Source organism: Serratia sp. CY33525, from assembly GCF_052169115.1.
Classification (GTDB): domain Bacteria; phylum Pseudomonadota; class Gammaproteobacteria; order Enterobacterales; family Enterobacteriaceae; genus Serratia; species Serratia sarumanii.
Map to the genome: position 1 here is coordinate 154,520 of NZ_JBJNLK010000004.1, position 12,821 is coordinate 167,340.

Consider the following 12,821-nt stretch of genomic DNA (forward strand, 5'->3'; position numbering starts at 1 on the left):
ATCGGCAGTTTGCCCCAGTTGGCGCTGAAAACCAAATCCGCGACGGCAAAAAACGAATGGCTGCGCATTTAATAACTATTTATCTGCGGCGTTTGCTTAACGACGCCGAGCAGGTACAATCTTTTTGACAAAATTCCGCTATTTTAATTGTTGTCCTCTCGCGGCAGCCCTCCCTCCCACATATATAAATAGAAAAGGTGTATGCGTGCAGAAGTACTTAATTGAAGCGCGTAGTTTATTGGCTCTCGCTATCCCGGTCATCATCGCGCAAATATCGCAAACCGCCATGGGCGTGGTGGATACCATCATGGCCGGCGCTTACAGCGCCACCGACATGGCGGCGGTTGCGGTCGGCACTTCAATCTGGCTGCCGGCCATCCTGTTCGGCCACGGCCTGCTGCTGGCGCTGACCCCGGTTATCGCCCAGCTCAACGGCGCCGGGCGTCGCGATCGCATCGCTCACCAGGTGCGCCAGGGTTTTTGGCTGGCTTCCGGCGTGTCCGTGCTGCTGATCGTCGTGCTGTATAACTGCAAGTTCGTCATCGACATGATGCACAACATCGATCCGCAGCTGGCGGATAAAGCCGTCGGTTATCTGCACGCCATCATGTGGGGGGCGCCGGGTTACCTGTTCTTCCAGGTGATGCGCAACCAGTGCGAGGGGCTGTCCAAAACCAAGCCCGGCATGGTGATCGGCTTCCTCGGCCTGCTGGTGAATATCCCGATCAACTACATCTTCATCTACGGCAAATTCGGCATGCCGGAGCTGGGCGGCGTCGGCTGCGGCGTCGCCACCGGCAGCGTCTACTGGATCATGTTCCTGATGATGCGCGGCTACGTGAAGCGCGCGCCGTCGCAGCGCGACATCAAACGCCAAACCGGCGATCTCGGCGGCCCGGACTGGGCGGCGCTGAAACGCCTGATCGGCATCGGCATGCCGGTGGCGCTGGCGCTGTTCTTCGAAGTCACGCTGTTCGCCGTGGTGGCGCTACTGGTGTCGCCACTGGGGATCGTCGCGGTCGCCGGCCACCAGATCGCGCTTAACTTCAGCGCGCTGATGTTCGTACTGCCGCTGTCGCTGGGCGTCGGCGCCACCATCCGCGTCGGTTACCGTCTGGGGGAAGGCTCGGTCGAAGGCGCGCGCGTCGCCGCCTACTCCGCCATCGGCGTCGGCATCACCATGGCCGTCTGCACCGCGCTGTTTACCGCCGCCTTCCGCGAACCGATCGCCCTACTGTACAACGACAGCCCGGCGGTGGTGGCGATGGCCTCGCAGCTGATGCTGCTGGCGGCGCTGTACCAGATCTCGGATTCTGTCCAGGTGATCGGCAGCGGCGTGCTGCGTGGTTATAAAGATACCCGCGCGATCTTCTTCATCACCTTCATTGCTTATTGGGTGTTGGGCCTGCCGAGCGGCTATCTGCTGGCGTTAACCGACGCGGTGGTGCCGGCGATGGGGCCAAGCGGTTTCTGGATCGGCTTTATCATCGGCCTGACCTTCGCCGCCATCATGATGGCGCTGCGCATGCGCTGGCTGCAGAAACAGCCGACCACCGTCATCCTGCAGCGATCCACGCGCTGAATCCGCTCCCGGCCGGTTTCATCCCCGGCCGGGCTGCGGTTTGCGGAAAAAAACGCCGGACTGCGCACAACCTCAGCAATCGCGTGAAATACCAAATAAAATTGCGCTTTTCCCCTTGCCAGCACGCGGGTAGCTCGTTAATATTCGTCCCCGCTGTCAGCCATGACAGACAGGAAAAGATGCGTCCGTAGCTCAGTTGGTTAGAGCACCACCTTGACATGGTGGGGGTCGGTGGTTCGAGTCCACTCGGACGCACCAAATTCCTGAAGCAGTACAGTGCGTCCGTAGCTCAGTTGGTTAGAGCACCACCTTGACATGGTGGGGGTCGGTGGTTCGAGTCCACTCGGACGCACCAAATTTCAGAAGCAGCGCAGTGCGTCCGTAGCTCAGTTGGTTAGAGCACCACCTTGACATGGTGGGGGTCGGTGGTTCGAGTCCACTCGGACGCACCATATTGCTGATTCACCTCCCCCTGTCGCGTTATACTTCCCGTTATTTCGTCTCTGCCCGACCGCCTGCTCGTTATGTCGATCGCGCCGTGCTACCGTCATCAGGAACGCCACATGACCACTTTTACCGCCAAAACCGCCTTTTTACCGCTCGACAATGGCCTTGCCCGCCGTGAAGGCGTGATGAGCGATGGTTCGCCGGCGGCGGAAGTGCGTTTCGAAGCCGGCGCCTTCGGCCAGTTGCAAAAGCCCCCGCACGCGCTGCAAACCCGAGTGATATCCGGTGAATTCGAGTTCACTCTCGGCGGCGATACGCGAGTGGTGCGGGCCGGCGAGAGCCTGATATTGCCGGCCAACGTCCCCAGCGGCTGCTTCTGCCTGAGCGCCGGCGTGCTGCTGGAAATCCCCCTAACGCGGTAAGCCATATTTACAGAAAGGTTATTTGCGCAACAAGCGGCCCACAACGCGTTGCATTTGCGCCACATTTGGCCCCGTTTTGCTATATCCGCCGCACCGCCGCGGTTTTTTATTTTGTTTCCCGCCGCTTAGCCTTTATAATGCGCAACGTCTATCAGTTGAATGGTTTCAGCCCTTGATCTGCGAAAACGCAATAACAACACGATGTGATCTTACCCCGTTGCGCAGCATCCCCGCGCCCCCGCGCGGGCTGAATTTTTCCGCCCCACTTCAACTGTCGTCACCTATCCTTAACTATGTTTTTCACCACCAGGCACGGCCCAAATTCCCTACCGGCGTAAACCGCGCCGGTCAAATTCGTTTTTTTATCCATCACAACTTGTAGAAAACTCCGCCATGAAAAAGACCAAAATTGTTTGTACCATCGGTCCAAAAACCGAATCGGAAGAAATGCTGACCAACCTGCTCAATGCGGGCATGAACGTGATGCGTCTCAACTTCTCTCACGGCGACTATGAAGAGCACGGCAACCGCATCAAGAACATGCGCGCCGTGATGGCGAAAACCGGCATCAACGCCGGCATCCTGCTGGATACCAAAGGCCCGGAAATTCGCACCATGAAACTGGAAGGCGGCAAAGACGCCTCGCTGGTCGCCGGCCAAACCTTCACTTTCACCACCGACCAGAGCGTGATCGGCAACAGCGAACGCGTGGCGGTCACCTACGCCGGCTTCGCTGCCGACCTGAAGATCGGCAATACCGTGCTGGTTGACGACGGCCTGATCGGCATGGAAGTCACCAACGTGACCGAGAACGAAGTCGTTTGTAAAGTGCTGAACAACGGCGACCTGGGCGAGAACAAGGGCGTCAACCTGCCGGGCGTATCCATCCAGCTGCCTGCGCTGGCCGAAAAAGACAAACGCGACCTGATCTTCGGCTGCGAGCAAGGCGTCGACTTCGTGGCGGCGTCCTTCATCCGCAAACGCTCAGACGTGCTGGAGATCCGCGAACACCTGAAAGCCCACGGCGGCGAGCAAATCCAGATCATCTCCAAGATCGAAAACCAGGAAGGCCTGAACAACTTCGACGAAATCCTCGAAGCGTCCGACGGCATCATGGTTGCCCGTGGCGACTTGGGCGTGGAGATCCCGGTCGAAGAAGTGATCTTCGCCCAGAAGATGATGATCGAGAAATGCAACCGCGCGCGTAAAGTGGTGATCACCGCCACCCAGATGCTCGATTCCATGATCAAGAACCCGCGCCCTACCCGCGCGGAAGCCGGCGACGTTGCCAACGCCATCCTGGACGGCACCGATGCCGTCATGCTGTCCGGCGAGAGCGCCAAGGGCAAATACCCGCTGGAAGCGGTCAACATCATGGCGACCATCTGCGAGCGTACCGATCGCGTGATGCCAAGCCGCATCGACGCCCTGAACGATCGCCGCAAGCTGCGCATCACCGAAGCGGTGTGCCGCGGTGCGGTTGAAACCGCCGAGAAACTGGACGCGCCGCTGATCGTGGTCGCCACCAGCGGCGGCAAGTCGGCGAAATCCGTGCGTAAATACTTCCCGAACGCGGTGATCCTGGCGCTGACCACCAATGAAACCACCGCGCACCAGCTGGTACTGAGCAAGGGCGTCATCCCGCAGATGGTCAAGGAAATCGCCTCTACCGACGACTTCTACCGCATCGGTAAAGAAGCCGCCCTGGCCAGCGGCCTGGCACAGAAAGGCGACGTCGTGGTGATGGTTTCCGGCGCGCTGGTGCCGAGCGGCACCACCAACACTGCCTCGGTACACGTGCTGTAATATAAAACGTGACATAATTGCCTTGATCAAAACGCCGCTTTGCGGCGTTTTTTTTATCGGCAGTAAACTATTTTTCTCAAAACGCAACCGCGATCCGCTCATTATTTAGCTAATAAAGAATCGGAGTAGTCCCATGGAAGCCGGCTGTTTTCCCTCGTTTTTTTAACTAATTTGTAAAACCAGATGCAAGTTTGAGCGAACGATCAAAATAAAGCACCTCAACACTAAAAAATTATTCTCTTTCGAAAAAAGTTTGTGTAATACTTGTAACGCTACATGGAGATTAACTCAATCTAGAGGGTGTTATAATGAATCGTACTAAACTGGTACTGGGCGCGGTAATCCTGGGTTCCACTCTGCTGGCTGGCTGCTCTAGCAACGCTAAAATCGATCAACTGTCTTCTGACGTTCAGACTCTGAACGCTAAAGTTGATCAGCTGAGCAACGACGTGAACGCAATGCGTTCTGACGTTCAAGCTGCTAAAGACGACGCAGCACGCGCTAACCAGCGTCTGGACAACCAAGCTCACGCTTACAAAAAGTAAGATAGCTTTGGTTATTGAAAACGGCGCACATTGTGCGCCGTTTTTTTTGCCTGTCCCTTGGACTGGTTTTTCCTGCACCGCAGGCAAAAAAAGAGGCTCAGCACGCTGAACCCCTCTTCGACCACACAATCCTGCAAACTTAGTTCACGGAACTGATTGGCGCTGCCTTGAATGGGCTCTTATTCGCCTCAGGCGTCGCTGCAGGCGTCAAACTCACCGCCGACGGGCTCTCCCCTACGTTGACCAGCACCGGCATGCCAGAACGGCGTACAACCGCGCTATCGAACACGGCGCGATCGGTCTGAGCATCCGCAGCGAAGGCTTTCTCCGCTTTAGACAACGCAATCGGCATGGTCTGCGGATCGTCGCTTTCTACCCGCGACAGCGGCTGATGCACTTCCACATAGCGTTTGCCGTCCGGCTCAACCGAAATCTTCACCGGATCGTTGATCACCTGCACCCGCGTACCGCGCGGCACCTGATTGAACAGCGCTTCGATATCCGTCGGACGCAGACGAATGCAGCCGGAGCTGACGCGCATGCCGATACCGAAGTTGGCGTTGGTGCCGTGGATCAGGTATTCACCGCGCCCCATCGCCAGACGCAGGGCGAACAACCCCATCGGGTTCTCAGGGCCGGCCGGCACCACCGCTGGCAGCGTCACGCCCTGGGACTGATAGCGTTTGCGGATATTGGCGGTTGGCGTCCAGGTCGGGTTAGGGATCTTCTGGCTGACGGAGGTCACCTCCAGCGGCGTGTGCATCCCGGTCTGGCCGATACCGATCGGATAGACGATCACTTTGTTCTCGCCTTTCGGGTAGTAATAAAGACGCAGCTCGGCCAGGTTGACGATGATCCCTTCACGCTTGGTGTCAGGCAGCAGCATTTGGGTCGGAATGGTCAGCACCGTACCCGGCTTGGGCAGGAACGGGTCAGTGCCGGGGTTGGCTTCCAGCATGCCCAGCAGGCCGATCTTGTAGTCGGCGGCGATCGCCTCCAGCGGACGGCCGTCGTTTGGCACGGTATAAGTGGTATTTTCACCGATCAGACGGCTGTCCGGCGGCGGCAGCGGGTACTCGGTCGCACTGGCGGCCTGCGTGCCGGCCAATACGGTGGCGAAGACCATGCCCATTAAACTCAACGCACGTTTCATTATCATCCCTATATTTTTTTATGACGGTTCGCCCCCAAGGCTAACGAGCGCCTGGCGGTGGGTAAATCAGACAATACCTGATTAATACTAGCAACGCTGGTATCAAAGGCAATAAGTCCTCTAAAAATCAACACGTTATAACGTAATCGCCGCCGCTGATTGTCAACGAAACGTCAATAGGTAAGCTGCTGAAATATCACTGAATTGGGAGCATTGCCGGGAGGAAAACTGCGGATTGTAAAGACTCATTGACAAAGCGAAGGTATCAATGAGCCTTGAGGATGCGGGCGTTATGGGTCAGGCCAGCTGCGCCGCTTTGCTGCGAATGGCGCGGATCATCGCTTCCAACCCCTGTGAACGCGAAGGCGTCAGATGTTGGCTGAGCGCCAGCTCGCCGAAAAACGGCCGCACATCGAGATCGACGATCTGCTGTGGCGTCAATTGACGATAAAGAATAAACACCACCGCCAGCAGCCCTTTGACGATCGCCGCGTCGCTGTCGCCGTGAAACTCGACCTGCCCCTGCTCATCACGGCGCATCACGATCCATACCTGGCTCTGACAGCCGGAGATCAGGTTGCCGGCCTGCCGCTCGGCCTCGTCCAGCGGCGGCAATTTGGCGCCGAGTTCAATCACGTACAGGTATTTCTCCTCCCAGTTCAAACAGCGGGAGAAATTACGCACCAATTTATCTTTGTCCGGCAAATTCGCCATGGGGATCCTTTTGTACCGCCGGGGACGCGCCCCGGCCTAGCCTAATAGCTGATGAATGCGTTGCAGCCCGGCCACCAGCCGGTCCACCTCTTCGCGGGTATTATATAACGCCAGCGAAGCGCGGCACATGCTCGGCACCTGATAAAACGCCATCAGCGGCATTGCGCAGTGATGGCCGGTGCGAATGGCGATGCCGTACTGGTCGAGGAAACTGCCGACATCATAGGCATGGTGCTCCCCCAGGTTGAAGGCGATCACCCCGGCGCGATGGGCCGGACCATAAACTTTCAGCGTCGGCACCTGCCTGAGCGCCTCCAGCGCGTAGTGCATCAGCGACTGTTCATAATCGTGGATCGCATTCAGGCCCAGGGCTTCAACGTAATCGAACGCCGCCCCCAGCCCCATGATGCCGGCGGTGTTCGGCGAACCGGCCTCGAAGCGCCACGGCGGATCGACGAAGGTGGTGCCCGCCGTCAGGCTGACCTGGCGGATCATCGAGCCGCCCCCTTCCCACGGCGGCATCTTCTGTAACAACGCCTGGCGGCCGTACAGCATGCCGATGCCGGAAGGGCCGTACAGCTTATGGCCGGAAAATACGTAAAAATCGCAGTCCAGCGCCTGAACATCGACGCGCTGGTGCATTACCGCCTGCGCGCCGTCCACCAGCACCGTCAGCTCCGGCGCCAGGGCTCTGGCGCGGGCGATGATGTCGCGTACCGGGTTGACGGTGCCCAGCACGTTGGAAACCTCGGTCAGCGCCAGCAGTTTGCAGGACGAGTCGACCAGCTCCGGCAGCAAAGCCAGATCCAGCGTACCGTCCGGCTGCAGCGGCCACACCCGCAGCTGCAGCCCGCGCTCCTGCGCCAGCATCTGCCACGGCACGATATTGGCGTGGTGCTCCATCTCGGTGATGAGAATCGCATCGCCCGGCTGCAGCAGGTGGCGGCCAAAGCTGTTGGCCACCAAATTGATGCCTTCGGTGGTGCCCTTGACGAACACCATCTCTTCCGCTGAAGCGGCGTTGATAAAGCGTGCCGCCTGTTCCCGCACCGCTTCCATCTGCTGGGTCGCCTCGGCGCTCAGGGTGTGGATGCCGCGATGCACCGCCGCATAACCGTGGCGGTAGAACTCCAGCTCGCGGTCGATCACCGCCTGCGGTTTCTGCGCGCTGGCGGCGCTGTCGAGATAGGCCAACGGTTGGCCGTTCACCTCACGCGCCAGCAGCGGGAAATCGCCGCGCACGCGTTCAATCGGATAACTCATTCAGCCTCCCCCGGCAGGCGCTGGGCGATACGCGCCAGCACCCGTTCCCGGATGGTGTCATTGGCGATGCCTTCGGTGAGCTCGGCGGCGAAGGCGAAAATGATCATCTGCTGCGCCGCGTGTTTGTCGATGCCGCGCGACTGCAGATAGAACAGCTGCTCTTCATCGATGCGCCCCACGGTGGCGCCGTGGCTGCATTTGACGTCGTCGGCGTAGATCTCCAGCTGCGGCTTGGTATCCACCTCCGCCACCTTGCCCAACAGCAGGTTATGGTTGGTCATCTGGCCGTCGGTTTTAATCGCGTGCTTGGCCACTTTGATCATGCCGTTGAACACCGCCTTGCCGCGATCGCTGACCACGGTTTTATGCAGCTGGCGGCTTTCGCAATAGCCCTTGTTGTGCTCCAGATAGGTGCGGGTATCGCAGATCTCTTTGCCCACCGGCAGCACCAGGCTGTTGATCACCAGATTTGCGCCTTCGCCGTTCAGCTGCGCGCTGGTGTTGTGGCGCGTCAGGCCGGCGCCCAGCAGGAAACTGTCGCTTTTCACCCGCGCGTCGCGGCCGATAACCAGATCGTTGTGGGCAAAGTGGTAGCTCGGCTGGCTCTCAAACGCCAGCTTGCAGTGCAACAGCCCGGCGTTGTCCGCTACGTTTGCGGTCAGGCGCGCGCCGGTGAAGTGCGCGGCCTCGCCCAGGCTGACGTAGTGTTCAATCACTTCCGCCTCGGCCCCGCGCCCGATCTCCAGATGGTGACGATGATGCACGGTGTTCACTTCCCCGGTGGCGCCGCGTCCGCTGCTGATATGCAGCAGGTACAGCGGGCGGGCAGGGACCTTGCCGGCCGGCAAGCGAATCAGGCTGGTTTCCTGCGCCAAGCTTTCAGTCAGGTGCAGGAAAATTTCCGGCTGGATCGGCTCCGGCAGCGCCTGCGGCGTGCCGTAGGCAGTCAATTCGAACTGGTAGTCGCCCAAATCGCCATCGCTCAGCGCGGCGCTGTAGCGGCCGTCGATAAACACCAGCCGACAGGCATCGATGCCGAGCGCCAGCGCCTCCAGCTGCTCAGCGCTCACCGGCGCGGGCTGCGGATCGAGGAACTGCTGCTCCAGCAGGCTCTCCAGCGGCGTGTATTTCCAGTTTTCATGCTTGCGCGTTGGCCAGCCGAGGCGCAGCGCCTGCTGCCAGTGCGCCAGCGCATGCGGCGAACGCTCGCCGCCGCGGCCTTCGAACAGGCGATACAGCTGCTGCAGCGCGTTTGAATTACTGTTGGTCGGTAAGCCAGCCATAGCCCTGCTCCTCCAACTGTTTCACCAGCGAGAAATCGCCGGATTTGACGATGCGCCCCTGGGACAGCACGTGTACGTAATCCGGCTGGATGTAGTCCAGAATGCGCTGATAGTGGGTGACGATGATAAACGCGCGCTTGCCGTCCCGCAGCGAGTTGACGCCGTTGGCGACGATCTTCAGCGCGTCGATGTCCAGGCCCGAGTCGGTTTCATCGAGAATGCACAGATCCGGCTCCAGCGCCGCCATCTGCAGAATGTCGTTGCGCTTTTTCTCGCCGCCGGAGAAGCCGACGTTGACCGAACGGGTCAGCAGATCGGCCGGCATATCCAGCAGCGCGATTTTCTCTTCGATGAAATCGGCGAAGTCAAAGCGATCCAGCGGCTCCTGCTCGCGGTATTTGCGCACCGCGTTGACCGACGTCTGCAGGAAGAAGTGGTTGCTGACACCGGGGATCTCCACCGGGTACTGGAAGGCGAGGAACACGCCTTCGCCGGCGCGATCTTCCGGATCCAGCTCCAGCAGATCCTTGCCTTTGAAAGTGACTTCCCCTTCGGTCACTTCGTACTCTTCACGCCCGGCCAGCGTGGCGGACAGCGTGCTCTTGCCCGAGCCGTTCGGCCCCATGATGGCGTGCACTTCGCCCGGTTTGATCTCCAGATCCAATCCCTTGAGGATCTCGTTGCCTTCCACGCTGACTTTCAAATTCTTGATGCTTAACATGCTGTGTCCTCAGATAGCGCCGGCGGCGCTAAAAATGCGGCGATTAACCCACGCTGTGTTCCAGGCTGATGGCCAGAAGTTTCTGCGCCTCGACGGCGAACTCCAGCGGCAGCTCGGAGAAAACGTCCTTGCAGAAGCCGTTGACGATCATCGAAATGGCGTCATCCTCGCTGATGCCGCGCTGCAGGCAGTAGAACAGCTGGTCGTCGCCGATCTTCGAGGTGGTGGCTTCGTGCTCCAGCTGAGCGCTGTTGTTGCGCGCTTCAACGTAAGGGAACGTGTGGGCACCGCTGTCCGGCCCGATCAGCATCGAGTCGCACTGGGTAAAGTTACGGGCGTTTTCCGCCCCCGGCAGGATTTTCACCAGGCCACGATAGGTGTTCTCGCTGTGGCCGGCGGAGATGCCTTTGGCGATGATGGTCGACTTGGTGTTTTTGCCGATGTGGATCATCTTGGTGCCGGTATCGGCCTGTTGATGGCCGCTGGTCAGCGCCACCGAGAAGAATTCGCCGATCGAGTTGTCGCCCTGCAAAATCACGCTCGGGTATTTCCAGGTGATGGCCGAGCCGGTTTCCGACTGGGTCCAGGACATTTTCGAGCCGGCGCCTTCACACAGCGCGCGCTTGGTGACGAAGTTGAGGATGCCGCCCTTGCTCTCGCCGCCGGAGAACCAGTTCTGCACCGTCGAGTATTTCACTTCGGCGTCTTTATGCAGGATCACTTCCACCACCGCCGCGTGCAGCTGATAGCTGTCGCGCACCGGGGCGGAACAGCCCTCGATATAGCTGACGTAGCTGCCTTCGTCGGCGATCAGGATGGTGCGCTCGAACTGGCCGGTTTTGGCGGCGTTGATGCGGAAGTAGGTCGACAGTTCCATCGGGCAGCGTACGCCCTTCGGCACATAAACGAAGGTGCCGTCGGAAGCCACCGCGGCGTTCAGCGCGGCGAAGAAGTTATCGTTGGACGGCACCACGCGCCCCAGGTACTGACGCACCAGATCCGGGTATTCCTGGATCGCTTCGCCGAACGAGCAGAAGATCACCCCGCTCTCCGCCAGTTTTTCACGGTAGGTGGTGGCGACAGAGACCGAGTCGAAGATGGCGTCCACCGCCACCTCGCTGCCCTCGCGCACCGGCACGCCGAGCTGGTTGAACGCCAGCTCCACTTCGCTGGTCAGGTAATCTTTTTCCGTCGCCGCGCCCGGTTGCTGCTCGGCGCCGGGTTGCGAACCGCAGGCGTCGTCGCAGCTGCCGCAGGACGGCGCCGAATAGTAACTGTAGTCCTGGTAGTTCAGGCGATCGTAATTGGCCTTCAACCAGTGCGGCTCTTCCATCTGCAGCCAGGCGCGGTAGGCCTCGAGGCGGAATTCCAGCATCCACTCGGGTTCGTTGCGCTTGGCCGATATGGCGCGCACCACCTCTTCGTTGATGCCTTTGGCCAACTCATCGGTTGCCAGCTGGGTGAAGAAACCTTCTTTGTAGCGACCTTCGCTGACCCAAGCCTGCACTTCATTAGGCATTTCTACATTGCTTCGTGTCATGTTGATTGCATCGCTCAAACGCCAAAGCTCTCGCCGCACCCGCAGGCATGCTGAGCTTTAGGGTTGTTAAATTTGAATATCTGATTCAGCCCTTCGCGGACGTAATCTACCGTGGTGCCATCGATGAACGGCATGGCCTTCAGCGGCACATAGAGTTTGGCGCCGTCGCGCTCAAACAGCAGATCGTCATCGGCGGGTTCGCGGGTCAGATCCAGCACATAGGCAAAGCCGGCGCAGCCGGATTGTTTCACCCCTAGCTGCAGCCCTTTCACCTGCGGATCCTGCTGCATCAGTTTGGTTATTTGTCGTACGGCGCTGTCGCTGAGCGAAATGCCTTGCCAGACATTTTCATCCAGAGAAAAAGTGCCGACATTTTCCGTTTGCATAGGGTCTACCTCACACTCGTGTTTGGCCACAGCCAATCTGGGTTGCTTATATGTTAGTGATAACGATTATCACTTCAACCGTTTGTTTTGCGGGGGTATCCGCCGCGAGCGCGGTTTTTCGCTGCGGCGCGCGGCAAGCCAACGGGACACCCGTGGCGGCTTGCGGCGTCTGGCGGCAAGGCGTGCATGCTATCCCTATGAATTTGTTCTCTATCCTGCATCACCGTACCGCACTCCCCGGTGGCCCGTCAGCGTTACAGCGCCGCGGGGCGTTGCCGATCTAAACATTCATAGAAAATACCTATTTCTGCATTCTGTCTGTCGTAAATGTGCGTTTATCGGCATTTCGTGGCGCGGCGCAAGCGCGCGCCCTCAGGTTAAAGTTTAGTCGCTCAGGATTAAATTGGGTCGTCGACGGCCTTTTACACCACCGCGCGATGAAAAAACGCCGCGCCGGGGATTGATCGGCAACGCGGCAGTTTATATGATAATGATTATCATTCAATTGTAATTTGAGCGCGAAGCCAATGACTCTTTCGATCAACGCATGGTTGCTGGGCAAGATTGATGACTACAAATTCAGCGTGCGCGACGCCACGGTGGACTTTTACATGGCCGAAGCGGCGCTGCGGCGCCCGGAATGCAATATCGACCACCTGAAGCGGTACAACAGCGTCAGCCTCACCATGGCCAATCTGTGTCTGGAGAACGGCGACGACGACAGCTACCTGCATGCGCTCAGCAAGCTGCACAACCGGCTGATCGTCGAGATCAACAACCCACAGCGCTGCCAGCTTTTTCGGGTGCAAAGCTACCACTTCGCTCGCCACACGCTGACGCTGATCTGCCAAAAATATGCAATGGAAGGCACCTGGGAGAAGGCAAACGCGTTTCAGAAGGACTTCGTCAAACGCGTGCCGTTTCAGCTGTAAGGCGCAAGGCTCCGCAGGCCGATCGCC

12 protein-coding genes and 3 tRNA genes are annotated in these 12,821 nt (G+C 59.0%); 8 read left to right on the forward strand and 7 right to left on the reverse strand.

Annotated elements, in window-relative coordinates:
• Positions 1–205 precede the first annotated feature (205 nt).
• From ACJ8IM_RS12100 to ACJ8IM_RS12130, 7 genes are all read left to right on the forward strand, one after another.
• Entirely contained in the window at positions 206–1,582 is a 1,377-nt protein-coding gene (locus ACJ8IM_RS12100; protein WP_033638369.1) for an MATE family efflux transporter, read from the forward strand.
• Between the two features lie 181 nt (positions 1,583–1,763).
• Positions 1,764–1,840, forward strand: a tRNA-Val gene (locus ACJ8IM_RS12105).
• Between the two features lie 20 nt (positions 1,841–1,860).
• Positions 1,861–1,937, forward strand: a tRNA-Val gene (locus ACJ8IM_RS12110).
• 20 nt (positions 1,938–1,957) lie between these two features.
• Positions 1,958–2,034 (forward strand) — tRNA-Val (locus ACJ8IM_RS12115).
• A 111-nt stretch (positions 2,035–2,145) separates the two neighbouring features.
• Positions 2,146–2,451 carry a cupin domain-containing protein gene (locus ACJ8IM_RS12120; protein ID WP_033653931.1) on the forward strand — a complete coding sequence of 102 codons (306 nt, stop codon included), beginning with the start codon at positions 2,146–2,148 and terminating at the stop codon, positions 2,449–2,451.
• Between the two features lie 393 nt (positions 2,452–2,844).
• On the forward strand, positions 2,845–4,257 hold the full coding sequence (gene pykF, locus ACJ8IM_RS12125; RefSeq protein ID WP_033638367.1) for a pyruvate kinase PykF: 1,413 nt from the start codon (positions 2,845–2,847) through the stop codon (positions 4,255–4,257).
• 308 nt (positions 4,258–4,565) lie between these two features.
• Positions 4,566–4,802 (forward strand): major outer membrane lipoprotein, encoded by a 237-nt coding sequence (locus tag ACJ8IM_RS12130; RefSeq protein WP_004931354.1) that lies wholly within the window; start codon positions 4,566–4,568, stop codon positions 4,800–4,802.
• 139 nt (positions 4,803–4,941) lie between these two features.
• Here ACJ8IM_RS12130 and ACJ8IM_RS12135 read toward each other — a convergent pair whose 3' ends face one another.
• The 7 genes from ACJ8IM_RS12135 to sufA all read right to left on the reverse strand — a co-directional run bounded on the left by ACJ8IM_RS12135 (position 4,942) and on the right by sufA (position 11,862).
• On the reverse strand, positions 4,942–5,955 hold the full coding sequence (locus ACJ8IM_RS12135; RefSeq protein ID WP_033653930.1) for a L,D-transpeptidase family protein: 1,014 nt from the start codon (positions 5,953–5,955) through the stop codon (positions 4,942–4,944).
• Between the two features lie 297 nt (positions 5,956–6,252).
• Positions 6,253–6,669, reverse strand: coding sequence for a cysteine desulfuration protein SufE (gene sufE, locus ACJ8IM_RS12140; protein ID WP_033638363.1), 417 nt, complete (start codon positions 6,667–6,669; stop codon positions 6,253–6,255).
• Positions 6,670–6,705: 36 nt separating this feature from the next.
• Complete coding sequence (gene sufS / locus ACJ8IM_RS12145; protein ID WP_033653929.1) at positions 6,706–7,932, reverse strand: cysteine desulfurase SufS; 1,227 nt, start codon at positions 7,930–7,932, stop codon at positions 6,706–6,708.
• The gene (gene sufD / locus ACJ8IM_RS12150) at positions 7,929–9,215 is read right to left on the reverse strand and encodes a Fe-S cluster assembly protein SufD (RefSeq protein WP_033638361.1); all 1,287 of its coding nucleotides are present in this window, start codon (positions 9,213–9,215) and stop codon (positions 7,929–7,931) included. Before sufD ends, sufS begins: the two co-directional genes overlap by 4 nt.
• Complete coding sequence (sufC, locus tag ACJ8IM_RS12155) at positions 9,190–9,936, reverse strand: Fe-S cluster assembly ATPase SufC (protein ID WP_016927936.1); 747 nt, start codon at positions 9,934–9,936, stop codon at positions 9,190–9,192. Before sufC ends, sufD begins: the two co-directional genes overlap by 26 nt.
• Before the next feature lie 43 nt (positions 9,937–9,979).
• Positions 9,980–11,476 carry a Fe-S cluster assembly protein SufB gene (gene sufB, locus ACJ8IM_RS12160; protein WP_033638360.1) on the reverse strand — a complete coding sequence of 499 codons (1,497 nt, stop codon included), beginning with the start codon at positions 11,474–11,476 and terminating at the stop codon, positions 9,980–9,982.
• A 14-nt stretch (positions 11,477–11,490) separates the two neighbouring features.
• Positions 11,491–11,862, reverse strand: a complete 372-nt coding sequence (gene sufA, locus ACJ8IM_RS12165) for a Fe-S cluster assembly scaffold SufA (protein ID WP_004931368.1) — start codon at positions 11,860–11,862, stop codon at positions 11,491–11,493.
• Positions 11,863–12,389: 527 nt separating this feature from the next.
• Between sufA and ACJ8IM_RS12170 the strand changes: the two genes are divergently transcribed.
• Positions 12,390–12,794, forward strand: a complete 405-nt coding sequence (locus ACJ8IM_RS12170; protein ID WP_004931369.1) for a hypothetical protein — start codon at positions 12,390–12,392, stop codon at positions 12,792–12,794.
• The last annotated feature ends 27 nt before the right edge of the window (positions 12,795–12,821 follow it).